Source organism: Mesorhizobium shonense (assembly GCF_040545255.1).
GTDB lineage: Bacteria > Pseudomonadota > Alphaproteobacteria > Rhizobiales > Rhizobiaceae > Mesorhizobium > Mesorhizobium shonense.
Genome location: NZ_JBEPLM010000002.1, coordinates 332,131 through 354,431, shown reverse-complemented (window position 1 = coordinate 354,431; position 22,301 = coordinate 332,131). Strand labels below are relative to the sequence as shown.

Here is a 22,301-nt window from a genome sequence, read left to right as displayed (position 1 = left end):
GGTTTTGGGTGAACGACATGCATCGGAACAAAGGCTTAAAGCGCGTCGCTTGGAGTTCGTTTCGAAGCGACGCGCTTCAAGCGCTATCTTCCCCGCGGCGCCGGTCCTCGCGACCGGCGCCGCTTTGACCGATGCCGCCGCCTGCGACACGATCGCCGGCCGCGCAAACTTCTTTAGGACATCGCATGACGGCCAAGCGGCTATCCGCGCCAACCCTTCTCCTGCTGCCGGCCGTCCTCGTGCTGGCGGCGGTGGTGGTCGTACCGCTTTGCCTGTCCTTCTATTCCAGCTTCACGCCGTTCAGGCTGACGCGGCCGGAGACCTTCTTCACCTTCATCGGCCTGCGCAACTATCGCAACATCCTGTCCGACACGAATTTCTGGTGGGCATTCGGCCGCACCGTGCTTTTGCTCACCATCGCGCTCAATCTCGAAATGCTGCTCGGGCTCGGCCTTGCGCTGCTGGTCGAGAAGGCCAGCCGCGGCCAGCGGCTGCTGCGCACCGTCATGATGTTTCCGATGATGTTCTCGCCGATCCTCGTCGGCTTCCAGTTCAAGTTCATGTTCAACGACAATATCGGGCTGGTGAACAACGCGCTGCAGTCGCTTGGGCTGACGCGGGATGCCATCCCCTGGCTGATCGAAGGCCACCTCGCCTTCATCGCCATTTCGATCGCCGAGATCTGGTCGTCGACCTCGATCTTCGCGATCCTGATCCTTGCCGGCCTGCTCGCCATGCCGAAGGAGCCGGTCGAGGCGGCGCGAGTCGACGGCTGCACACCCTGGCAGACCTTCCGCTATGTGACCTGGCCCTTCATCATGCCCTTCGCCTATATCGCCATGACCATCCGCTCGCTCGACGTCGCGCGCGCCTACGACATCGTCAAGATCATGACCGATGGCGGGCCCGCCGGCCGCACCGAACTTTTGTGGACGCTGGTGGCGCGCACCGCTTACGGCGATGCGCGCATGGGCGTCGCCAACGCGATGGCCTATTTCTCGATCCTGCTGTCGATCGTCTTCACCGTCTATTTCTTCAGGAAGCTCGCCGCGGCGCGCACCCAGATCGGCGCGGAGTGGTGAGAATGGACGCCAACGCATCCGCCCGCCTGAAGCGCCGCGCCGGCGTCGTCGCGCACCGCGTCGGCCTGTTCTTCGCCATGCTTTTGATCTGCCTGCCCGGCATCTGGATCGTGCTGTCCTCGCTACGACCGACGGTCGAGATCCTGGCCAAGCCGCCGGTCTGGATTCCGCAGCAGGTCTCGCTCGACGCCTACGTCACCATGTTCAGCGGCGTCGGCAAGGGCGGCATCCCCGTCCTCGACTATTTCCGCAACTCGCTGATCATCTCGGTGACGTCGACGGTCATTGCCATCGCCATCGGCATGGCCGGCGGCTACGCCTTCGCGCGCTACCGCTTCCGCGGCAAGTCGGCGATGTTCCTCGGCCTGATGCTGACGCGCACCGTGCCAGGCATCGCGCTGTCGCTGCCGCTGTTCTTCGTCTATGCGCGGCTCGACATCATCGACACGCATTTCGGCCTGATCCTGGCCTATGTCGCGCTCAACGTGCCCTTCACCATCTGGCTGATCGACGGCTTCTTCCGCCAGGTGCCGAAGGACCTTGCCGAGGCCGCGCAGATCGACGGCTGCACGCGCTGGCAGGCCTTCTGGCAGGTCGAGTTTCCGCTCGCCGGACCCGGCATCGCGTCCGCCGGCATCTTCGCCTTCCTCACCTCCTGGAACGAGTTCGCGCTGGCCTCGCAACTGACGCGCTCGATCAATTCCAAGACGCTGCCCGTCGGGCTGCTCGACTACACCGCCGAATTCACCATCGACTGGCGCGGCATGTGCGCGCTGGCCGTGGTGATGATCATTCCGGCGCTTATCCTCACCTTCATCGTCCAGAAACACCTCGTCGGCGGCCTGACCTCCGGCGCGGTGAAAGGTTGATCCGATGGCGATTGTCTCGCTCAAGAAACTCACAAAGCGTTACGGCAACATGGAGATCGTCCACGGCATCGACCTCGACGTCGCCGACCGTGAGTTCATCGCGCTCGTCGGGCCGTCCGGCTGCGGCAAGTCGACCACGCTGCGCATGATCGCCGGGCTGGAGGACATCTCCGGCGGCACGATCGAGATCGGCGGGCGCGTCGTCAACGACCTGCCGCCGCGCTCGCGCAACATCTCGATGGTGTTCCAATCCTACGCGCTTTATCCTCACATGACGGTGCGCGAGAATCTCGGCTTCTCGCTGAAGATTGCCGGCGCGCCGAAGGAGGAGATGGACCGCCGCGTCGCCGAGGCGTCGGCCATTCTCGGCCTTGACGCATTGCTGGAGCGCCGTCCCTCCCAGCTTTCGGGCGGCCAGCGCCAGCGCGTCGCCATGGGCCGCGCCATCGTGCGCGATCCGGACGTCTTCCTGTTCGACGAGCCGCTCAGCAATCTCGACGCCAAGCTGCGCACGCAGATGCGCACCGAGATCAAGAAGCTGCACGCCAAGGTGAAGTCCACCGTCATCTACGTTACGCACGACCAGGTCGAGGCGATGACGCTTGCCGACCGCATCGTCATCATGCGCGACGGCTATATCGAGCAGGTCGGCACGCCGGACGAAGTCTTCCAGCGCCCGGCGACGCGCTTCGTCGCGGGCTTCATCGGGTCGCCGCCGATGAACCTGCAGGAGGCGACCGTGGACGACGGCAAGATCGTCTTCGCCAGCGGCCAGAGCCTGCCGGTTCCCGGCCGGTTCAAGGCCAGGGTGAGCGCCGGAGACAAGGTGGTGTTCGGCCTGCGGCCCGACGATCTCTACCCCGTGGGTCACGGCTTGCATTCCGGCGACGCCGCGGACGTCCATGAGGTCGACCTGCCGGTGACGGTGACCGAGCCGCTCGGCAACGAAACGCTGGTGTTCGCCGAATTCGACCGCCGCGACTGGGTCTCGCGCATGTTGAATCCCAAGCCACTGAAGGCGGGCGACCGTGTCGCCATGCACTTCGACCTGTCGCAGGCGCATCTCTTTTCCGCGGAAACCGGCAAATCCTTGAGGAGCTGACGATGGCGAAGATCGAGAAAGTCGAGCTTGCAATGGTCGACCTGGTGCCGAAGGTGAAGCGCACCGACGCCATCCAGAGTTTCGTCAGCCAGGAGACGCCGATCGTCACCATCACCGACGCCGATGGCGCGGTCGGCATGGGCTACAGCTACACGATCGGCACCGGCGGCTCCTCGGTGATGCGGCTTTTGGCCGACCATTTGGCGCCGCGCTTGATCGGCCAGGACGCGGACCAGATCGAGGCCATCTGGCACGATCTTGAATTCAAGACCCACGCCACCACGATCGGCGCCATCACGGCCATTGCGCTCGCCGCGATCGACACTGCGCTTTGGGACCTGCGGGCGCGGAAGCAGAAGCTGCCGCTCTGGAAACTCGCCGGCGGCGCCAAGGATCGCTGCCCGCTCTACACCACCGAAGGCGGCTGGCTGCACATCGAGACGCAGGCGCTGGTTGCCGACGCGCTGGCAGCCAAGGCGAAAGGCTTCACCGGCTCCAAGGTCAAGATCGGCAAGCCGCACGGCTCGGAGGATTTCGCCCGTCTTTCGGCGGTGCGCAAGGCGGTCGGCGACGGCTACGAGATCATGACCGACTGCAACCAGGGCTTTTCCGTCGACGAAGCCATCCGGCGCGCCGAGCGGCTGCGCGACCTCGACCTCGCCTGGATCGAGGAGCCGCTGCCGGCCGACGACATCGATGGCCATGTGCGATTGTCGCGTTCGACCGCGACGCCGGTGGCGGTCGGCGAGTCGCTTTATTCGATCCGCCATTTCCGCGAGTATATGCAGAGGGGTGGCTGCAACATCGTCCAGGTCGATGTCGGCCGCATCGGCGGCATCACGCCCTGGCTGAAGGTGGCGCATATGGCGGAAGCCTTCGACATGCCCATCTGCCCGCATTTCCTGATGGAACTGCATGTCAGCCTGGCCTGCGCGGTGCCGAACGGCAAATATGTCGAGTACATTCCGCAACTGGATGAGTTGACGGGCAAGAAGATGGTGATCGAGAACGGCCATGCGCTGGCGCCGAGCGAGCCGGGCCTCGGCATCGACTGGGATTTCGATGCGCTCAAGGCGCGCGGCATCGCCGAGTTCAGCGTCACCGTCACCGAACGGAGGAACTGAGATGCAGCGAATGGGCATGGTGCTCGGCCTGAAGCCGGAGAAGGTCGAGGAATATGTGCGCCTGCACGCCGCCGTCTGGCCGGACGTGCTGAAGATGATCTCGGCCTGCAACATCGAAAACTACTCGATCTACCTCAAGCGGCCGGAGAACCTGCTGTTTTCCTATTTCGAGTATCACGGCACCGACTATGCCGCCGACATGGCCAGGATGGCCGCCGATCCAATAACCCAGGAATGGTGGGCGGTCTGCATGCCTTGCCAGGAGCCTTTGCCGACAAGGCAGGAGGGCGAATGGTGGGCGATGATGGATGAAGTCTTCCACCATGACTGACGCCTTCGATCCCGCCTCGCTGGCGCAGTCCTGGCCAAGGCCTGCGAAGCCGCGTCCGATCGTGACCTTCGGCGCCGGCTCGATCGTCGGCGATGCGCACTTTCCCGCCTATCGCAAGGCCGGCTTTCCAGTGGTGGGCCTCTACGATCCGGACCAGGCAAAGGCGCAGAAACTGGCCGAGAAATGGGGCGTGACGGCCTTCCGCTCAGTGGATGAGGCAGCCGCCGTCGAGGACGCGATCTTCGATCTGGCGACGCCGCCTAGCCGGCACGCCGAGGTCCTGAAGGCCCTGCCTGACGGCGCGGTGGCGCTGATCCAGAAGCCGATGGGCAACTATCTCGGCGAGGCAACCGAGATCCTCGAAATCTGCCGCGCCAGGAAACTCATGGCGGCGGTCAATTTCCAGCTGCGCTTCGCGCCGATGATGCTGGCGCTGAAGGACGCGATAGCCAAGGGCTGGCTTGGCGAGGTCGTCGACTTCGACGCCTGGCTGGCACTCGCCACACCCTGGCAGCTCTGGGAATTCCTGCTCACGGCGCCGCGTGTCGAGATAGCCATGCATTCGATCCACTATCTCGACCTGATCCGGCAGATCCTCGGCGACCCCAAGGGGGTTCACGCCAAAACCCTCGGCCATCCCAATCACAAGGTCGCGCAGACCCGCACCAGCGCCATTCTCGACTATGGCGACACGGTGCGCTGCGCGCTTTCGATCAATCACGATCACAAGTTCGGACGCCGGCACCAGGCCTGCGAGTTCCGCATCTGCGGCACCGAGGGCGCTGCCTACGTCAAGCTCGGCCTCAATCTCGACTATCCGCGCGGCGAGCCCGACGTGCTGGAGATCTACCCCCAGGGCGGATCCGACTGGGTCAGCGTGCCGCTTATAGGCGAATGGTTCCCCGACGCCTTTGTCGGACGCATGGCCAATGTCCAGCGTTTCGCTTGCGGAGAGGACAGCGAACTGGTCAGTTCCGTCGAGGATGCCTGGAACACGATGGCGCTGGTGGAAGCCGCCTATCGATCGAGCGCCGCGCTGGCGATGCCGCTGGCCGAGAAACCGTAAGGAACGGCATGGAACAGGTCACCTACTTCGAGGACTACGAGATCGGTTCGTCGCGGCTCACCAGCGGCCGCACGATCACCGAGACGGACTTCGTCGTCCATGCCGGCCACACCGGCGATTTCTTTCCGCACCACATGGACGCCGAGTTCATGAAGACGACGCCCTTCGGCCAGCGCATCGCCCATGGCACGCTGGTGTTTTCGGTCGGCGTCGGCCTGACGGCGAACGTGATCAACCCTGTCGCCTTCTCCTACGGCTATGACAGGCTGCGTTTCATCAAGCCGGTGTTCATCGGCGACACGATCCGCACGCGCACGACGATCGCCGCGAAGGAGGATGACCCGAAGCGGCCGGACTCCGGTCGCGTCATCGAACGCGTCGAAGTTTTGAACCAGCGTGACGAGGTCGTGCTGGCCGCGGACCACATCTATATCGTCGAGCGGCGCCCCCGGCTCGGCTGAAAACGGAGACAAAACAACATGACTGATCTGACAGGCAAGGTCGTTGTCGTTACCGCTGCGGCGCAAGGCATCGGTCGGGCAAGTGCGCTTGCCTTCGCCAGGGCCGGCGCCACCGTCAACGCCACCGACCTCAACGAGGCGGTTTTGGCCGAACTCGGCAAGACGCCCGGCATCAAGACCCGCAAGCTCGATGTGCTGAGCGACGATGCCGTGAAGGCCGCCTTTACCGAAATCGGCCGCGTCGACGTGCTGTTCAACTGCGCCGGCTTCGTCCATTCGGGCTCGATCCTCGAGATGAAGGACGAGGACCTCGACTTCGCCTTCAATCTCAATGTGCGCGCCATGATCCGCACCATCCGCGCGGTGCTGCCCGGCATGCTGGAGCGCGGCGATGGTTCGATCATCAACATGGCGTCGGTCGCGGGTGCCCCGAAGGGCGTGCCCAACCGCTTCGCGTATGGCGTGACCAAGGCGGCCGTGATCGGGCTGACCAAGTCGATCGCCGCCGACTATGTCGCTAGAGGAATCCGCTGCAACGCGATTTGCCCCGGCACGGTGGAGAGCCCATCGCTCGAAAGCCGAATGCGCGCCCAGGGCGATTATGAGACGGCCCGCGCGGCCTTCATCGCCCGTCAGCCGATGGGAAGGCTGGGCACGGCCGAAGAAATCGCCGATCTCGCAGTCTATCTTGGCGGGGCGACTTACACGACCGGACAGGCCTATAATATCGACGGCGGCTGGTCGATCTGATGAGGCACCGAGCATGATCCGCATTACCGATCTTCGCACCTTCGACCTACGCTTTCCGACGTCGCAAAGCCTCGACGGGTCGGACGCGATGAACCCCGACCCGGACTACTCCGCGGCCTACGTCATCCTCGACACCGACGTGCCGTCGTTGAAGGGCCATGGGCTCACCTTCACCATCGGCCGCGGCAACGAGATCTGCTGCGCGGCGATAGAAGCGCTGCGCCATCTGGTCGTCGGGCTCGACCTCGACTGGGTCAAGGAGGATCCCGGCCGTTTCTGGCACCACGTGACCGGCGACAGCCAGCTGCGCTGGATCGGCCCGGACAAGGGCGCCATGCATCTTGCCGTCGGCGCGGTCGTCAATGCAGTCTGGGACCTGTGGGCGAAGGAAGCCGGCAAGCCGGTCTGGCGGCTGGTCGCCGAGATGAGCCCGGAAGAGATCGTGCGGATCGTCGACTTCCGCTACCTCACCGATGCCATCACGCCGGCCGAGGCGCTGGAGATTCTGAAGAAAGCCGAGGCCGGCAAGGCCGAGCGCATCGCCACGCTAAAACGCGAAGGCTATGCCTGCTACACCACCTCCGCCGGCTGGCTCGGCTATCCCGACGACAAGCTGAGGCGGCTCTGCCAGGAAGCGGTCGACCAGGGTTTTGATCACATCAAGCTGAAGGTGGGCCGCGACCGCGCCGACGACATCCGCCGCCTCAGGATCGCGCGCGAGGTGATCGGCCCGGACCGTTACCTGATGATCGACGCCAACCAGGTCTGGGAGGTCGACCAGGCAATCGACTGGCTGGGTGACCTTGCCTTCGCCAAGCCCTTCTTCATCGAGGAGCCGACCAGCCCGGACGATGTCGCCGGCCATGCCAAGATCCGCAAGGCCGTGGCGCCGATCAAGGTCGCGACCGGCGAGATGTGCCAGAACAGGATCATGTTCAAGCAGTTCATCGCCGGCGGCGCCATCGACGTCGTGCAGATCGATTCCTGCCGCATGGGCGGCCTCAACGAGGTGCTTGCCGTCCTGCTGATCGCAGCCAAGTTCGGCCTGCCGGTCTGGCCGCATGCCGGCGGCGTCGGCCTCTGCGAATACGTCCAGCATCTGTCGATGATCGACTATGTCGCCGTCTCGGGCACCAAGCAGGATCGAGTGATCGAATATGTCGACCACCTGCACGAGCATTTCCTCGAACCCTGCACCATCGAGAACGCGGCTTACATGCCGCCGACGGCGCCGGGCTTCTCGATCGAGATGAAGCCGGATTCCATTGCCGCCTATCGGCACCGTGGTTGATCAGAGTCGTAACGCAGGCGATTAGGCCCGCGTTACGACTTGCTTCTCCAGGCGTTCGGCGCGCCGCGTGATTTTGCGTCAGTCGACCTCGACGGCAAACACCGAGACGCAATCGCCGGCCTTGACCAGGCCCGGAAAATGACGCGCCGCCAGCAGGCCCGACATCCTGGCCTTGATTTCCTGTGGCGCCACGCCGGTGCGGCCGGTCGAATGAATGCGCGCCACGACCTGACCCTCATCCACTCTCTCGCCGAGATCGACTATGGTCTCGATCATGCCGTCGTCCTCGGCGAAGGCGAAGCAATCGCCCGAGGGCATGTCGAGCCATTGAGTTCTGCCCTTCTCCACGGCACCAGCAACGATGCCGCCATGGCGAAGCACGTTCAGCACGCCGCGGCGCGCGATGCGCACCGTCTCGGCCCGTGACGTGCCGCCGCCGCCGAGCTCGGTGGTGACGAAGACCTTGCCCATCTCCTCGGCCGCCGTGTCATACATGCCGACCGTATCGATCTCGGTCATGCGCATCGAGAACGGCGCCGAGAAGGCCTCGACCGCCGCGAAGGCCTTCTTCTCCTGCGCCTTGTCCGGCAGCGTGTGCGCGGCGCAGAACGGCACGAAGTCCAGTGTCTTTCCGCCGGAGTGGAAGTCGAACACGATGTCCGCCCGCGGCAGCAATTCGCGCTGGAAATAGTCGGCGATCTTCTCCGTCACCGTGCCGTCGGGACGACCGGGGAAAGAGCGGTTCATGTTGCCCTTGTCGATCGGCGAGGTGCGCGTACCGGCACGGAAGGCCGGATAGTTCATCGCCGGCACGATGATGACCGTGCCGGAAACGTCCTTCGGGTCGAGGGTGCGGGCAAGCTCATAGAGCGCCAGCGGCCCCTCATATTCGTCGCCGTGATTGCCGCCGGTGAGCAGAGCCGCCGGCCCCCTGCCGTTGCGGACGACGCAGATCGGGATCATCACCGAACCCCAGGCGGAATCGTCGCGGCTGTAGGGCAGGCGCAGGAAGCCGTGCTGGACGCCGTCGCGCTCGAAATCGACGGTGGGCGTGATCGGCGATGGACGCAGGGTTGACATCGGCCTCAATCCTTCACGAACAGCTTGCGCGGCACATTGGCCAGGCATTCGACGCCGGTCTCGGTGATCAGGATCGACTCTGTGATCTCCAGTCCCATCGTCTCCAGCCAGAGACCCGTCATGAAATGGAAAGTCATGCCGGGCCTGAGCTCGGTGCGGTCGCCGGGGCGCAGGCTCATGGTGCGCTCGCCCCAGTCCGGCGGATAGGAGATGCCGATCGGGTAGCCGGTGCGGTTGTCCTTGACGATACCGTACTTCTTCAGCACGGCGAAGAAGGCATTGGCGATGTCCTCGCAGGTGTTGCCGGGCTTGGCGGCAGAGAGGCCTGCTTCCATGCCTTCCAGCGTCGCCTTCTCGGCGTCGAGGAAGCCCTGCGTCGGCTTGCCGAGGAAGACGGTGCGCGACAGCGGGCAATGGTAGCGGTTGTAGCAGCCGGCGATCTCGAAGAACGTGCCCTCGCCCGCCTTCATCGGCTTGTCGTCCCAGGTGAGATGCGGCGCCGAAGCGTCGGCGCCCGACGGCAGCAGCGGCACGATCGCCGGATAGTCGCCGCCGATGCCTTCGACGCCGCGCGTGCCGGCGTCATAGATCTCGGCGACCAGATCGCATTTGCGCATGCCGACCTCTATTCTGTCGACGATGCGCTTGTGCATGGCCTCGACGATGCGGGCGGCATTGCGCATGTAGCCGATCTCGGTCGCGCTCTTCACGGCGCGCTGCCAGTTGACCAGCGCGGTGGCGTCGACGAAATGGGCATTGGGCAGATGCTTCTGCAGCGAGGCGAAAGCAGCCGCCGAAAACCAGTAATTGTCCATCTCCACGCCGATGGTCAGCTTGTCCCAGCGGCGATCGGCAAGCACGCTGGCGAGGTAGTCCATCGGGTGCCGCTCCGTCGACTGCACATAATGGTCGGCATAGCCGATGATGTTGTCGTGGGCGAGATAGGCGGTGCGCTTGGCGCCGTTGGCGTCCTGGCCGCGGCCGTACCAGACCGGCTCGCCCGAAGGCGGCACGATGACCGCCTGATGCACATAGAACGACCAGCCGTCGTAGCCGGTCAGCCAGGCCATGTTCGAGGGATCGCTGACGATCAGCAGATCGACCCCTTTGGCCTCCATGGCTTTCCGCGTCTTGGCGAGGCGATCGGCAAATTCGCTTCGCGAGAATTTCAGGTTTGGCTGCATTGTTCTTGATCCTCGTTTGTTGGGCCCAGAGCCTATTTCTGTTTGAGCGTGATCTTTCCGGAAAACCGGTTCCACTTTTCCGGATCACGCTTGGCCGGGTATCAGCTTTCGAAAATGGTTCCGGCATTGGCCGTATGGGCGCGATCGCGGGCTAAAGTGGCGATCGCGGTGTCCTGCACGCCGGTGCCGGTGAGGTCGGCAATCGTGATGTCGCCGGCCGAGCGTCGTCCGTGCTTTTTCCCGGCGATGATCTGGCCGAGTTCGGTGACGTCCGCGTCGGCGGGCATTACACCAGCCTCGATGGCATGGTGGAGCTCGCCCAAGCGCCGCGTCTGCTTCGCGCTGTCGGCGACGTAGAGATCGGCCAGGCGAAGGATCGCCGGCGCGATCTCGTTCTTGTGCTCGGCGTCCGAGCCCATGGCCGTGATGTGCTGTCCAGCGGAAACGAAACCGGCCTTGATCAGCGGCTCGGTCGACGGCGTGGTGGTGACGATGATGTCGGCATCTGCCGCCGCCTTCGCCGCATCCGGCTCGGCGCGCACCATGATGCCCAACTTCTCGCGCAAGCGGGCGGCGGTCGCCTCGGCCTTGGCTGCGTCGCGCGCCCAGATACGCGCTTCCTCGATCGGCCTGACAAGGCGCAAGGCTTCCAACTGCAGGCCGGCCTGCAAACCGGCGCCGAAGATCGCGGCTACGGTGGAATCTTCGCGCGACAGATGCTTGGCCGCTACCGCGCCGGCGGCGGCCGTGCGGACATCAGTCAGATAGCCATTGTCGAGCAGCAGCGCCTCGACCACGCCGGTCTTTGCCGAAAGCAGCACCATCATGCCACCGCCACTCGGCAGGCCGAGCGTCGGATTGTCGAAGAAACCTGAGCTTATCTTGACGGCGAAGCCGTCGATGCCGGGCACGTAAGCGGACTTCACGTCGACCTCGCCGCGATGCTCGGGAATGTCGAGCCTGAGAATAGGTGGCATCGCCACCGGCAACGTGGCCAAAGCGCGGAATGCGTTCTCGACGCAGGCGACGGCATCGAGATCCAGCGTCACGATCTTGCGCAGTTCCGCTTCGGTGAGGATGATCATGCGGCTCATGCTGCGCTCTCCTCCAGTGCAGTGTCGCCGCAGACAATGCGGCGATGCAGGCTCATGTCGATATTGCGGCCCGACAGGATGAGGACGGTCGGGCCGTTCGCTTTCACCTTTCCGGAAAGCAGCGCGCCGATGCCGACGGCGCCCGCGCCTTCGATGATCTCGCGCTCTTCCTCATAGGCATGGCGGATGCCGGCGGCGATCTCATCCTCGGAAAGCAGGATGACGTCGTCGAGCAGGCCACGGCACATGCCGAAGGTCAGTTGGTTGTCGAGGCCGATGCCGCCGCCGAGCGAATCGGCGAGCGTCGGCAGTTCCTCGACCTGCACCGGCCGACCGGCATCGAGGCTTGCTTTCATCGCGGCGCCGCGCGCCATCGAGATGCCGATGACTTTGGTGGCCGGGCTCACGCCCTTGACGGCAGCGGCAACACCGGCTGCCAATCCGCCGCCGGAGAGCGGCACCAGCACGCTTGCTGCGTCCGGAACTTGCTCCATGAGCTCGAGCCCCAGCGTGCCTTGCCCGGCAATGATGTCTGGATGGTCGAAAGGCGGCAGCATGACGAGCCCCTCTTCCGCGACCAGCCTGTCGACTTCCTGCTGGGCGTCGTCCTGGCTGTTGCCGACAATGCGGATCTCCGAGCCGAGGCGGCGGATCGCGTCGAGCTTGTTCTCGGGCACCAGCCTGGACATGCAGATCACCGCGCGCATGCCTTCGAGTTTCGCCGCGTGAGCGAGCGCGCGGCCGTGATTGCCTGTCGACGCCGCGACGACGCCTCGCGATCTTTGCTCCGGGCTCAACGCGGCGATGGCGTTGGACGCGCCGCGCAGCTTGAACGCGCCGGTGGTCTGGTGATGCTCCAGCTTGAGGTGGATGGGATGGTCGGCGCGGTCCGAAAGGCTTTGCGACTTAACGGCGGGCGTCCGCTCGACCTTGCCGGCAATGCGTTCGCGGGCGGTACGGATGTCCGCGAGAGCGATGGCGCGCGTCATGGGGCGACCCCTTCTGGCCTACCGGCCATCTTCCCCTCAAGGGGGGAGATCCGCAGCTTCGACACTGTCTCTCTTCCTGCAACGTCGATGATTGGCGAAAGCGTAGCAGCAGCCAATCTCCCCCCTTGAGGGGAAGATGGCCGGCAGGCCAGAAGGGGTCGCTCTTGTACGCAGGACATAATTTTTACTGTCCAAGCGGCAGTGTCATCAGCCGGCCGAACTCGGGTCGCGGCGCGTCATCGCCGCAGAGCCGCAGGCAATTCCAGGCGCTGGCCTGGTTGCTGGTGACGACCGGACGACCGATCGCCTCCTCCATTCCGGGGACCGCAAGTGCGGCGCGCAGCGCCGTGCACGAAACGAACAGCGCATCGGCCTGCGCATGGGTGGCTTTGCGCGCCAACTCGACGAGAGCGCCCGGCTTGATGCGCGCCATCTCGCGATCGTCCTCGAAGCCGAGGCAAGTGAAGCTCTCGATATCGAAACCGTGCGCGGCGAAATAGGTCGCCATCGGCCGGCTGGTCTCGACGGTGTAAGGCGTGAGAATGCTGATCCGCTTCACTCCGAACGCGTTCAGGCCGCGCACGCCGGCCATGGGTGGCGTGACCACGGGAACATTCGGTTTGGCCGCCTGGATCGCGGCCTCGATCTCGGCATCGCCGATCACCACCGAGGCCGAGGTGCAGGAATAACAGACGGCATCGAGCGGCTCGTCCGGCAGGATGAGCGCAGCGCCCGCCGTCAACGATGGCTGCATCTTGCGCAGGTTCTCCGGCGTCGTCGGGTTGGCATAGGGAATGCGCGCGACATAGACGCCGATCCGCTCGCTCGCCACCATTCGGCGGAAGTCGACCTCGCTGGTATGGTCGGTGGCTAAAGCGATCAGGCCGACGCGTTTTTCGAGTGGACGCGCGTCGAGGGCGGGCCGGCCCGGCGCCAGCCGGATTTCGGGCAATTGTTTCATGACTTTCATCTTTCGATCCTGCCGTAGCGGTGCTCCAGCCAGCGCAAGAGTACGACGGAGCAGAGGCTGATGACGAGGAAGAAGGCGCCGACCAGCGTCATCGGCTCGATGTAGCGATAGTAGGTGTTGGCGACGCTCTTGGCCTGGTTCATCAGCTCCAGCACGGTGATCGCCGACAGCAGCGGCGTCTCCTTGAACATGGCGATGAAATAGTTGGCCAGAGCCGGGATCATCGGCGGGATCGCCTGCGGCAGGATGACATGCGTCCAGGTGTGGCGGCCGCCGAGATTGCAGGCCTTGGCCGCCTCCCACTGGCCGCGCGGAACGTTGTCGATGCCGGCGCGGTAGACTTCCGCCGTATAGGTGCCGTAGTGCAGGCCGAGCCCGATGACGCCTGCCACCAGCGGCGGCAAAAGGATGCCGATATCGGGCAGCACGTAGAAGATGAAATAGAGCTGCACCAGCAGCGGCGTGCCGCGGATGAATTCGGCGAACCAGCCGACGCTGCGCGCCACGGCTCGGTTCGGCGAACGCCGCGCCAGCGCTATGGCCAGACCGACGATCGCCGCCAGCACCGAGCCGAGCACCGTCGCCAGGATGGTGATCTTCACGCCCTGGATCAGGGTCGGCATGATCTCGCGGACGAAGTTCCAATCCCATTCCATCAGAGGGCCCATTCCATCAGATGCGCACTCCGTCGACACCCTGCGCCATGCGCCGCTCAAGCGAGCGCACGCCCCATGAGAGGATCAGGGCGAGCGCGAAATAGATGACGAGAACGGAAACGAAGGGCATCAGTGTGCTGCCGGTCTGCGAGCGCACCACTTGTGCCTGGAAGGTGAGGTCGGCGAGCGAGATCAGCGACACGACCGACGTCGCCTTCAGCAGCTCGATCGCGTTGTTGCCGAAGGTCGGCAGCATGACCAGCAGCGCTTGCGGCAGGATGACGTGGCGCATGCCTTGCCAGCGGCCGAGATTGAGCGCCGTGCAGGCCTCGTATTGCTCGCGGCCGATCGACAGGATGGCGCCGCGCACCACTTCCGCGGCATAGGCGCCGACATTCAAACCCAGCGCCAACACACCGGCCTGCAAGGGCGTCAGCGACAGGCCGGCAAAGGGCAGCACGAAATAGGCCCAGAACAGCTGCACGAAGATCGAGGTGCCGCGGAAGAACTCGATATAGGCGGTGGCCAGCGCCCGCACGACAAAGAAACGCGACACGCGGCCCATGCCGGCGAGGAAGGCCATGACGAGCGCGAGCACCGACCCCATCAGCGTCAGCTCGATGGTGACAAGCGCTCCCTGCAATATCAGGTCGAGATAGCCGGACCACTGGGTCATCTGGGTTCCAACGTTTGCATTCCTGGTCGCTTCTCCCCGTTCACGGGGAGAAGATGCCGGCTCGCCCTCCGTAGCTGCAGCGCAGCTGCTGCGTAGGATGGGCAGGCAGATGAGGGGCAGCGCGAACTTATGGAAGCGTGGCGCCGCCCCTCATCCGGCCCTTCGGGCCACCTTCTCCCCGTGAACGGGGAGAAGGAAAAGTCGCGCCTACTTCGCCGCGCAGAGCTTCTCGCGCGTCGTCGACATCGCTGCCTTGGCCGAGAAGCCGTAGGGCTCGATGATCTTGGCGAATTCGCCGGACTTCTTCATCTTGGCGAGTTCGACGTCATAGGCATCGCGCAGCGCTTCGTCGCCCTTCTTGAAGGCGGCGCCATCGCAATAGACCGGGGCGCCCTGCACCGGCGCGATCACTTCCAAGTTCGGATCGTTGGCCTTCTTGATCAGGTCGTTGATCGAGAGAACGGGAAGCGAATAGGCGTCGATACGGCCGTCCTGCACCATCTTCAGGCCGCTCTGGCCATCCGGCACGACGATGACGCGATCGCGCGGCACGCCGGCATTGAGCGCCAGCTTCTCCTCGGTGCCGCCACCCGGCGCGCCGACGGTGGCGGAAGTATCCTTGGCGATATCCTCATAGCTCTTGAAGCCTTTCGGATTGCCCTTCTTCACCAGCATCGCCTCCGCATCGCAAAGCACAGGCTCGGAATAGGCGACCGCCGCGCAGCGCTCCGGCTTCATGAACAGGCCGGCGGTGACGACGTCGAAGCGGCCGGCCTGCAGGCCGGGGATCATGGCGCCATATTCGGAGATGGAGGCGACGATGTCGTTGACGCCGAGGCGCTTGAAGATCTCGCGCGCCACGTCGGGCGCCGCGCCCGAGACCTTGCCGTCGGCGGCCACCGCCGTGTAGGGCGGCTCATTGGCAATGGCGACGCGGGCGAAGCCTTGCTGCTTGAGCTGCTCGAGCTTTGCGTCGTCTGCTGAACGCGCACCGGAGGCGAGCAGCATTGCGCTCACCGCGAGGCCGGCGACGCCAGCCAGAATGCCAAGTTTCTTCATCGTTCCCAACTCCTTGTTTCTATCTTCTTGGTTTGCCCACTTGGGCGTTTGGACCCCGAGGGCGGCTCGTTGCCCGGGACGACTTCGTCGCCCGTTTGCATTGCGGTCAGACGCGATGTCCGGCCGCGATGATCTTCTTCAGGAAGCTTTGAGTGCGCTCCTGCTTGGGATGACGGAAAATCTCGTCGGGCTTGCCTTCCTCGACGATCTTGCCGCGGTCGAAGAACAGCACCCGGTCGGCGAAGTCATGGGCAAAGCCCATCTCGTGGGTGACGAGCAGCATGGTCATGTCGGTCTCGGAGCAGAGCCGCCACAGCACGTTCAGCACCTCCTCGACCAGTTCCGGATCGAGCGCCGACGTCACCTCGTCGAACAGCATGATCCTCGGCTGCAGGGCGAGCGCCCTGGCTATCGCCACGCGCTGCTTCTGGCCGCCGGAGAGCTGAGCCGGCATGCTCCTGGCCTTGTCGGCCATGCCGACCATGTCGAGCAGCTCCATCGCCCGCTTCTCGGCGGCGGTGCGCGAAACACCCTTGGTCAGCATCGGCGCCAGCGTGACGTTGTCGATGACGCTCTTGTGCGGGAATAGGTTGAACAGTTGGAAGACCATGCCGATCTTCTGGCGCATCTTCGCCAGGTGCCGCTCGTCGGCCGGCAGCAGCTGGCCGTTGCGCTCCATGTGATAGAGCTGCTCGCCATCGATCTGGATGTGGCCGCCGTCAATACGTTCCAGCGTCATCAGGATGCGCAGGATCGTCGTCTTGCCGGAACCGGAGGGACCGATCAGCGCGAGCTTCTCGCGCGGCATGACCTGCATCGACAGGCCGTCCAGCACCTTGAAGGTGCCAAAGCTCTTCGTGATGGCGTCGACCTTGATGATGGGCGCGGGCAATCCATTTCCCCGTTCTGGAGAAGCCTATGCCCTTAACGATGCGGAACAGCAGAAATCATGTCAATTATGAAAATAATATCATGACAATATTTCCGCTGCGGCACAATTTCGGGGCAATTTGCGCTCCCGTTGTGCATCAGATGGCGAGCAGGAGATGTTCCGGGTCGCCAAGCAGGAGCTTGGCGACAACGCTCAAGCCCGCGCGCAGTTCCCCCTCGGTGGTCGATCCGAGCGAGATGCGCACGGCGGGACGCCAGGGCGTCTCGGCGATACGGAACGAAGTGCCCGGCGCGATCGCCACCCCCCGCAGGCGCGCCTGCGCGACGAAGCTCTCCTCGGCGCGATCGCCCGGCAACTCGAGCCACAGATGCAGCCCATCACGATGCACGCGATAATCGACACCCGTCAGCACTTCCGCGGCGATCTCCTGACGTCGTCTCAGCGCGCCGCGCTGCCAGTTGACCAGCTCGATCGCCGTGCCGTCCTTCACCCAGCGCGTCGCGATCTCCGCCACCATCGGTGTCGCCATCCAGTTCGAGACGAGATGGCGGTTGGCGACGGCCGCGACGTAGCGGTCCGGCACCGCGAGATAGCCGATGCGCAGGCCCGGCACGACGATCTTGGTGAAGGAAGTGACGTAGAGGGTTCGCTCGGGCGCGAAGGCGGCGACGGCCGGAGGACGGCCTTCGACGAGAGGCCCAAGCACATCGTTCTCGATGATGGCGATGTCGTGCTTGCGCGCGACCGCCGCGATCTGCTCGCGCCGGGTGGCATCCATCAAGGTGGCCGTCGGGTTGATTACCGAGGGCTGGACGAAGACGGCGCGGATATCCGAGAGTCGGCAGGCTTCGTCCAACGCCTCAGGGATCAGGCCGTTGTCGTCGATCGGCAGGCCTTCGAGGTTGAAGCCTAGATAGCGGGCAAGCGGCACCAGCGTGTGGTGGCCGATCGCCTCGGTGGCGACGGTCGAGCCGGGCGGCGCCACGCTCATCAGCGCCACCGTCATGCCGGCCGTGGCGCCGTTGGTGAGGCAGATATTCTGCGGCGAGGCTTCCAGGCCGCAGAGCTTCAGCCACTCGACCGCCACCGCGCGGTGGCGCGGGAACACCATGTTCGGCCGGAACGACAGAGCCGAGCTCGACGGCAGGTTTTCGGCCAGCCAGCCCAGCGCCTGCTTCAATCTCTCCAGATGCATCGGCTCGCAGACCGGCTTCAGGATGGAGAGGTCGATGACCTCGCCCAGCCGTTCCGGGAGGTAGGGCGGCTCCGGCTCGCGACGCTGCGTCTGCACGAAGCTGCCGCGCCCGACCTCGCCGGAAATCAGGCCGCGGCGGATCAGTTCCTCATAGGCGCGGCTGACCGTCTGCACCGAAAGTTTCAGGTCGTCCGCAAGGCGGCGGTGCGTCGGCAGCCGCACGCCATTGGCGAGCCGTCCGTCATGGATCGCGCGGGCGAATTGATCGGCCAGCGAGAGGTAGGCCGGTCGTCGGATCAGCGCTGGATCTGGCTGCCATAATGTCATGACTTATTAGAGATCGAAATCAGTGCAATTGACAATCGAAATAATGCATCGTCATGGTGTCCCGAGCAAAAAACGGAGCCGGCATGGCGGCAGCGAAACTCGACCCGATCGACCTCAAGATCCTGGACGCCATCCAGCGAGATGGCCGCATCACCAAGCTGGCGCTGGCCGAGAAGGTCGGTCTGTCGCCGACCCCTTGCTGGATGCGGCTGCGCAAGCTGGAGAAGGCCGGCATCGTTTCCGGCTACCACGCCGCGATCGCCATGCGTGCGATCGCGCCGGTGGCGACCGTGCTGATGGAGGTGACCTTAGCCAGCCACCGCCAGGCCGACTTCGACCGCTTCGAGCGTGTCGTCCGCGACATCCCGGAGATCGTCGCCTGCTGGTCGGTCGGCGGCGGCGTCGATTACATGCTGAAGGTGATGGCTCGCGACATCGACGCCTATCAACGGCTCGTCGACGCCCTGTTGGAACGCGAGATCGGCATCGACCGTTACTTCACCTACATCGTTACCAAGACGGTGAAGGAGGAGACGGCGCTGCCGGTGGCCGACCTGCTGCCGGGACAATGAAAAACGGCCATCGTCATCCACGGGCGGAGCAAGGAGCGTCGCGACGCAGCGCAGACCCGAGGATCCATTCCGTTACATCGGAACGGTGCCAACGGTGCAGAATTCTGCTCCCGCTGCGTACTTCGGCCGGGGTCACGGCATGGATCCTTGGGTCTTCGCGACGGAGCTGCGTTCCTGCTTCGCCCAAGGGCGAGGTTGAGGAGACTCACGGTTTGGCGGCACCCGCCGGACGGCAAGCTAGAGAGATCGTCCTGCCCTGCCTCCGAATAGAGACAATCTCTCTACAAGCGGCTGCCGAAACAGCCTCTCTGTCTCAGTCGCGCGGCTAGTCTCTCCGTATCGCCTCGACACCGGGAGATATCGATGTCCGCGCATTTTGCACGCCCGCACCGCCACGAAGCACTCGACCGTCTTGCCGATCGCCGGCTGCTGCGCGATCTCGGCTATGTCGGCGGCCACTGGACGGCCGGCCGCTCGGCCGCGAGCTTCGAGGTTACCGACCCCGCCACCGGCGCCACCGTGGCCTTCGTCGCTGCGCTCGACGCGGGGCAGACGACGGAAGCTGTCGACGCCGCAGCGCGCGCCCTGCCGGCCTGGCGCTCGGCCCTGCCGCAGGAGCGCTGCAGGATTTTGCGAAAATGGTTCGATCTGATCATCGCTGCCAAGGACGATCTGGCGCTGCTGATGACGCTGGAACAAGGCAAGCCGCTCAAGGAATCGCTCGGTGAGATCGACTACGCCGCCTCTTTCGTCGAGTGGTATGCCGAGGAAGCAAAGCGCATCAACGCCGAGAGCGTCACCAGCCATCTGCCCAATGCCGAGATGACGGTGCGCCGCGAGCCGCTCGGCGTCGTCGGCGTCGTCACGCCCTGGAACTTTCCTTCGGCCATGCTCACCCGCAAAGCGGCAGCGGCGCTCGCCGCCGGCTGCACGGTGGTGGCACATCCATCCTCGGAAACGCCTTTGTCGGCGCTGGCGCTGGCCGAGCTCGGCGAGCGCGCCGGGCTGCCGGCCGGCGTCTTCAACGTCGTCACCGGCGATGCGCGAACCATTGTCGGCGCGATGTGTGCTGATGCCCGCGTGCGCGCCATGAGCTTCACCGGCTCGACCGAGGTCGGCAGGCTGATAGCCGCGCAGAGCGCGCCGACCATGAAGCGGCTGGTCATGGAGCTCGGCGGCCACGCGCCGCTGATCGTCTTCGACGACGCCGATATCGACAAGGCTGTCACGATCGCGCTCGATGCCAAATTCGCCACCTCCGGCCAGGACTGCCTGGCCGCCAACCGCATCTATGTGCAGCGTCCGATCTATGAGCGGTTCTGCGCCGCCTTCGCCCGCCGCATCGAGCGGTTGCGCACCGGCAACGGGCTTTCCGGCGACGCCGACATCGGGCCGCTGATGCATGAGCGTGCGGTAAAGAAGGTGGAAGAGCAGGTAGCCGACGCGCTGACACGTGGCGCACGCTGCCCGACCGGCGGCAAGCGCCACGCGGCCGGGCCGCTGTTCTACCAGCCGACGCTGCTCGTCGATGTGACGGACGAAGCGCTGATCATGCATGAGGAAACCTTCGGTCCGGTCGCTGCCGTGACGCCCTTCGAGGACGAGGCGGAAGTCGTCGCCCGCGCCAACGCCACCGAATATGGCCTCGTCGCCTATGTCGTGACCGAAAACGGCGCCCGCCAGGCCCGCATGGGCCGCATGCTGGACTACGGCATGGTTGCGATCAACCGGGTGAAGATCACCGGCGCGCCGATCCCGTTCGGCGGCGTCAAGCAATCCGGCATCGGCCGCGAAGGCTCGCGTCATGGCCTCGAAGCCTTCACCGATCTGAAATATCTCTGCCTGGACGTCGCCTAAGGTGTGCCGATATTCGGGTGATGCCGGCCTGCAAACGGCGGCTTCCTGTGCTTCCGGTGCTCACGTACTTCAGTACGCTCCGCTCCGGTTCTCGGAAGCCACCATTTTCGGCTCGGCCTAACCTGAATCTCGACACACCTTTGGACCGCGCCAAGGCGATCATTCTTAAGGAGTCAAAAAGATGCTCGAACAATCCAACGAACTTTCGGCCTGGGACCGCGACCACTTCTTCCATCCCTCGACGCATATGGGCACGCATGCGCGTGGTGAATCGCCGGCCCGCATCATGGCCGGCGGCGAAGGCGTCACCGTCTGGGACAACACCGGTAAGAAGAGCATCGATGCTTTCGCCGGCCTCTATTGCGTCAATGTCGGCTATGGCCGCCAGAAGGTCGCCGATGCGATTGCCGAACAGGCGAAGAACCTCGCTTACTACCATGCTTATGTCGGCCACGGCACCGAGGCCTCGATCACGCTCGCCAAGATGATCATCGACCGCGCGCCGAAGGGCATGTCGAGGGTCTATTTCGGCCTCTCCGGCTCCGACGCCAACGAGACCAACATCAAGCTGATCTGGTATTACAACAACGTTCTGGGACGGCCGGAGAAGAAGAAGATCATCTCGCGCTGGCGCGGCTATCACGGCTCGGGCGTGATGACGGGATCGCTCACCGGGCTCGAGCTGTTTCACAACGCCTTCGACCTGCCGCGCGCGCCGATCACGCACACCGAGGCGCCCTATTACTTCCGCCGCGCCGACCGCTCGATGAGCGAGGAGCAGTTCTCGCAATATTGCGCCGACAAGCTCGAGGAGATGATCCTCGCCGAAGGCCCGGACACGGTCGCGGCCTTCATCGGCGAGCCGATCCTCGGCACCGGCGGCATCGTGCCGCCGCCGGCCGGCTATTGGCAGAAGATCCAGGCGGTGCTGAACAAATACGACGTGCTCTTGGTCGCCGACGAGGTGGTGACCGGCTTCGGCCGCCTCGGCACCATGTTCGGCTCCGACCATTACGGCATCAAGCCGGACCTGATCACCATCGCCAAGGGCCTGACCTCGGCCTATGCGCCGCTCTCCGGCGTCATCGTCTCCGACAAGGTCTGGCAGGTGCTGGTCAAGGGTTCCGACAAGCTCGGCTCGCTCGGTCATGGCTGGACCTATTCGGCGCATCCGATCTGCGTTGCCGCGGGCGTCGCCAATCTCGAGCTGATCGACGAGATGGACCTGGTGAGGAACGCCGGCGAGACCGGCGCCTATTTCCGCGCCGAGCTCGCCAAGGCCGTCGGCAGCCACAGAAATGTCGGCGAGGTGCGCGGCGACGGCATGCTGGCTGCGGTCGAGTTCGTGAAGGATCGCGACGACCGCGTCTTCTTCGATCCGGCGCTGAAGGTCGGCCCGCAGATCGCCACGGCCCTCGCGGCGAGCGGCGTCATCGGCCGCGCCATGCCGCAGGGCGATATCCTCGGCTTCGCGCCGCCGCTCTGCCTGACGCGCGAGGAGGCCGACACGATCGTCGCCAAGACCGCCGATGCCGTGAACAGTGTGCTCTCAGCTCTCTGATTTCGACACTTGGCGCTGCCCCTCATCCGCCTGCCGGCACCTTCTCCCCGTAAAAAACGGGGAGAAGGGACAAGCTCCAGCGCCGGCGTCCCCCTCTCCCCGTTCTTCACGGG

At 64.6% G+C, this 22,301-nt stretch carries 22 protein-coding genes; 12 read left to right on the top strand and 10 right to left on the bottom strand.

The window, feature by feature from the left end; translation table 11 throughout:
* Positions 1-185 precede the first annotated feature (185 nt).
* Genes ABID26_RS07135 through ABID26_RS07095 form a run of 9 tightly spaced genes read left to right on the top strand, consistent with a single transcriptional unit; the run spans position 186 to position 8,076 of the window.
* Positions 186-1,082 (top strand): carbohydrate ABC transporter permease, encoded by an 897-nt coding sequence (locus ABID26_RS07135; RefSeq protein WP_292303037.1) that lies wholly within the window; start codon positions 186-188, stop codon positions 1,080-1,082.
* 2 nt (positions 1,083-1,084) lie between these two features.
* Positions 1,085-1,951: a carbohydrate ABC transporter permease gene (locus ABID26_RS07130; RefSeq protein WP_292303036.1), complete on the top strand. Its 867-nt coding sequence runs from the start codon at positions 1,085-1,087 to the stop codon at positions 1,949-1,951.
* A 4-nt stretch (positions 1,952-1,955) separates the two neighbouring features.
* Entirely contained in the window at positions 1,956-3,053 is a 1,098-nt protein-coding gene (locus tag ABID26_RS07125) for an ABC transporter ATP-binding protein (protein ID WP_292345103.1), read from the top strand.
* A 2-nt stretch (positions 3,054-3,055) separates the two neighbouring features.
* Positions 3,056-4,177, top strand: coding sequence for a mandelate racemase/muconate lactonizing enzyme family protein (locus tag ABID26_RS07120; protein WP_292303034.1), 1,122 nt, complete (start codon positions 3,056-3,058; stop codon positions 4,175-4,177).
* 1 nt (position 4,178) lies between these two features.
* Positions 4,179-4,508 carry an L-rhamnose mutarotase gene (locus tag ABID26_RS07115; RefSeq protein ID WP_292303033.1) on the top strand — a complete coding sequence of 110 codons (330 nt, stop codon included), beginning with the start codon at positions 4,179-4,181 and terminating at the stop codon, positions 4,506-4,508.
* Positions 4,501-5,574 carry a Gfo/Idh/MocA family protein gene (locus tag ABID26_RS07110; protein WP_292303047.1) on the top strand — a complete coding sequence of 358 codons (1,074 nt, stop codon included), beginning with the start codon at positions 4,501-4,503 and terminating at the stop codon, positions 5,572-5,574. Before ABID26_RS07115 ends, ABID26_RS07110 begins: the two co-directional genes overlap by 8 nt.
* An 8-nt stretch (positions 5,575-5,582) precedes the next feature.
* A complete protein-coding gene (locus ABID26_RS07105; protein WP_292303032.1) occupies positions 5,583-6,035 on the top strand; it encodes a MaoC/PaaZ C-terminal domain-containing protein in 453 nt (150 codons plus the stop codon).
* A gap of 18 nt (positions 6,036-6,053) precedes the next feature.
* Positions 6,054-6,785, top strand: coding sequence for an SDR family oxidoreductase (locus tag ABID26_RS07100; RefSeq protein ID WP_292303031.1), 732 nt, complete (start codon positions 6,054-6,056; stop codon positions 6,783-6,785).
* 13 nt (positions 6,786-6,798) lie between these two features.
* The gene (locus ABID26_RS07095) at positions 6,799-8,076 is read left to right on the top strand and encodes an L-fuconate dehydratase (RefSeq protein WP_292303030.1); all 1,278 of its coding nucleotides are present in this window, start codon (positions 6,799-6,801) and stop codon (positions 8,074-8,076) included.
* A 78-nt stretch (positions 8,077-8,154) separates the two neighbouring features.
* On the opposite strand, the gene doeB is transcribed toward ABID26_RS07095, so the two are convergent.
* The 10 genes from doeB to ehuR all read right to left on the bottom strand — a co-directional run bounded on the left by doeB (position 8,155) and on the right by ehuR (position 18,198).
* The gene (gene doeB, locus ABID26_RS07090; RefSeq protein ID WP_292303029.1) at positions 8,155-9,156 is read right to left on the bottom strand and encodes a N(2)-acetyl-L-2,4-diaminobutanoate deacetylase DoeB; all 1,002 of its coding nucleotides are present in this window, start codon (positions 9,154-9,156) and stop codon (positions 8,155-8,157) included.
* A gap of 5 nt (positions 9,157-9,161) precedes the next feature.
* Positions 9,162-10,340, bottom strand: a complete 1,179-nt coding sequence (gene doeA / locus ABID26_RS07085) for an ectoine hydrolase DoeA (RefSeq protein ID WP_292303028.1) — start codon at positions 10,338-10,340, stop codon at positions 9,162-9,164.
* Positions 10,341-10,441: 101 nt separating this feature from the next.
* A complete protein-coding gene (locus ABID26_RS07080) occupies positions 10,442-11,434 on the bottom strand; it encodes a cyclodeaminase (RefSeq protein WP_292303027.1) in 993 nt (330 codons plus the stop codon).
* On the bottom strand, positions 11,431-12,423 hold the full coding sequence (gene eutB / locus ABID26_RS07075) for a hydroxyectoine utilization dehydratase EutB (protein WP_354414664.1): 993 nt from the start codon (positions 12,421-12,423) through the stop codon (positions 11,431-11,433). Before eutB ends, ABID26_RS07080 begins: the two co-directional genes overlap by 4 nt.
* 184 nt (positions 12,424-12,607) lie before the next feature.
* Complete coding sequence (gene eutA, locus ABID26_RS07070; protein WP_126102554.1) at positions 12,608-13,384, bottom strand: ectoine utilization protein EutA; 777 nt, start codon at positions 13,382-13,384, stop codon at positions 12,608-12,610.
* 5 nt (positions 13,385-13,389) lie between these two features.
* On the bottom strand, positions 13,390-14,049 hold the full coding sequence (gene ehuD / locus ABID26_RS07065; RefSeq protein ID WP_292303046.1) for an ectoine/hydroxyectoine ABC transporter permease subunit EhuD: 660 nt from the start codon (positions 14,047-14,049) through the stop codon (positions 13,390-13,392).
* Positions 14,050-14,065: 16 nt separating this feature from the next.
* Positions 14,066-14,725, bottom strand: coding sequence for an ectoine/hydroxyectoine ABC transporter permease subunit EhuC (ehuC, locus tag ABID26_RS07060; protein WP_292303025.1), 660 nt, complete (start codon positions 14,723-14,725; stop codon positions 14,066-14,068).
* Positions 14,726-14,932: 207 nt separating this feature from the next.
* The gene (gene ehuB, locus ABID26_RS07055; protein WP_192254875.1) at positions 14,933-15,784 is read right to left on the bottom strand and encodes an ectoine/hydroxyectoine ABC transporter substrate-binding protein EhuB; all 852 of its coding nucleotides are present in this window, start codon (positions 15,782-15,784) and stop codon (positions 14,933-14,935) included.
* A gap of 106 nt (positions 15,785-15,890) precedes the next feature.
* Positions 15,891-16,676 carry an ectoine/hydroxyectoine ABC transporter ATP-binding protein EhuA gene (gene ehuA, locus ABID26_RS07050; protein WP_126098159.1) on the bottom strand — a complete coding sequence of 262 codons (786 nt, stop codon included), beginning with the start codon at positions 16,674-16,676 and terminating at the stop codon, positions 15,891-15,893.
* Between the two features lie 136 nt (positions 16,677-16,812).
* Positions 16,813-18,198, bottom strand: coding sequence for a MocR-like ectoine utilization transcription factor EhuR (gene ehuR, locus ABID26_RS07045; protein WP_126098158.1), 1,386 nt, complete (start codon positions 18,196-18,198; stop codon positions 16,813-16,815).
* An 83-nt stretch (positions 18,199-18,281) separates the two neighbouring features.
* Here ehuR and ABID26_RS07040 point away from each other — a divergent pair, with 83 nt between their 5' ends.
* From ABID26_RS07040 to ABID26_RS07030, 3 genes are all read left to right on the top strand, one after another.
* On the top strand, positions 18,282-18,770 hold the full coding sequence (locus ABID26_RS07040) for an Lrp/AsnC family transcriptional regulator (RefSeq protein WP_126098157.1): 489 nt from the start codon (positions 18,282-18,284) through the stop codon (positions 18,768-18,770).
* A gap of 363 nt (positions 18,771-19,133) precedes the next feature.
* Positions 19,134-20,627, top strand: coding sequence for an NAD-dependent succinate-semialdehyde dehydrogenase (locus ABID26_RS07035; RefSeq protein WP_292303024.1), 1,494 nt, complete (start codon positions 19,134-19,136; stop codon positions 20,625-20,627).
* A 181-nt stretch (positions 20,628-20,808) separates the two neighbouring features.
* A complete protein-coding gene (locus tag ABID26_RS07030; RefSeq protein ID WP_292303023.1) occupies positions 20,809-22,188 on the top strand; it encodes an aspartate aminotransferase family protein in 1,380 nt (459 codons plus the stop codon).
* Positions 22,189-22,301 lie beyond the last annotated feature (113 nt).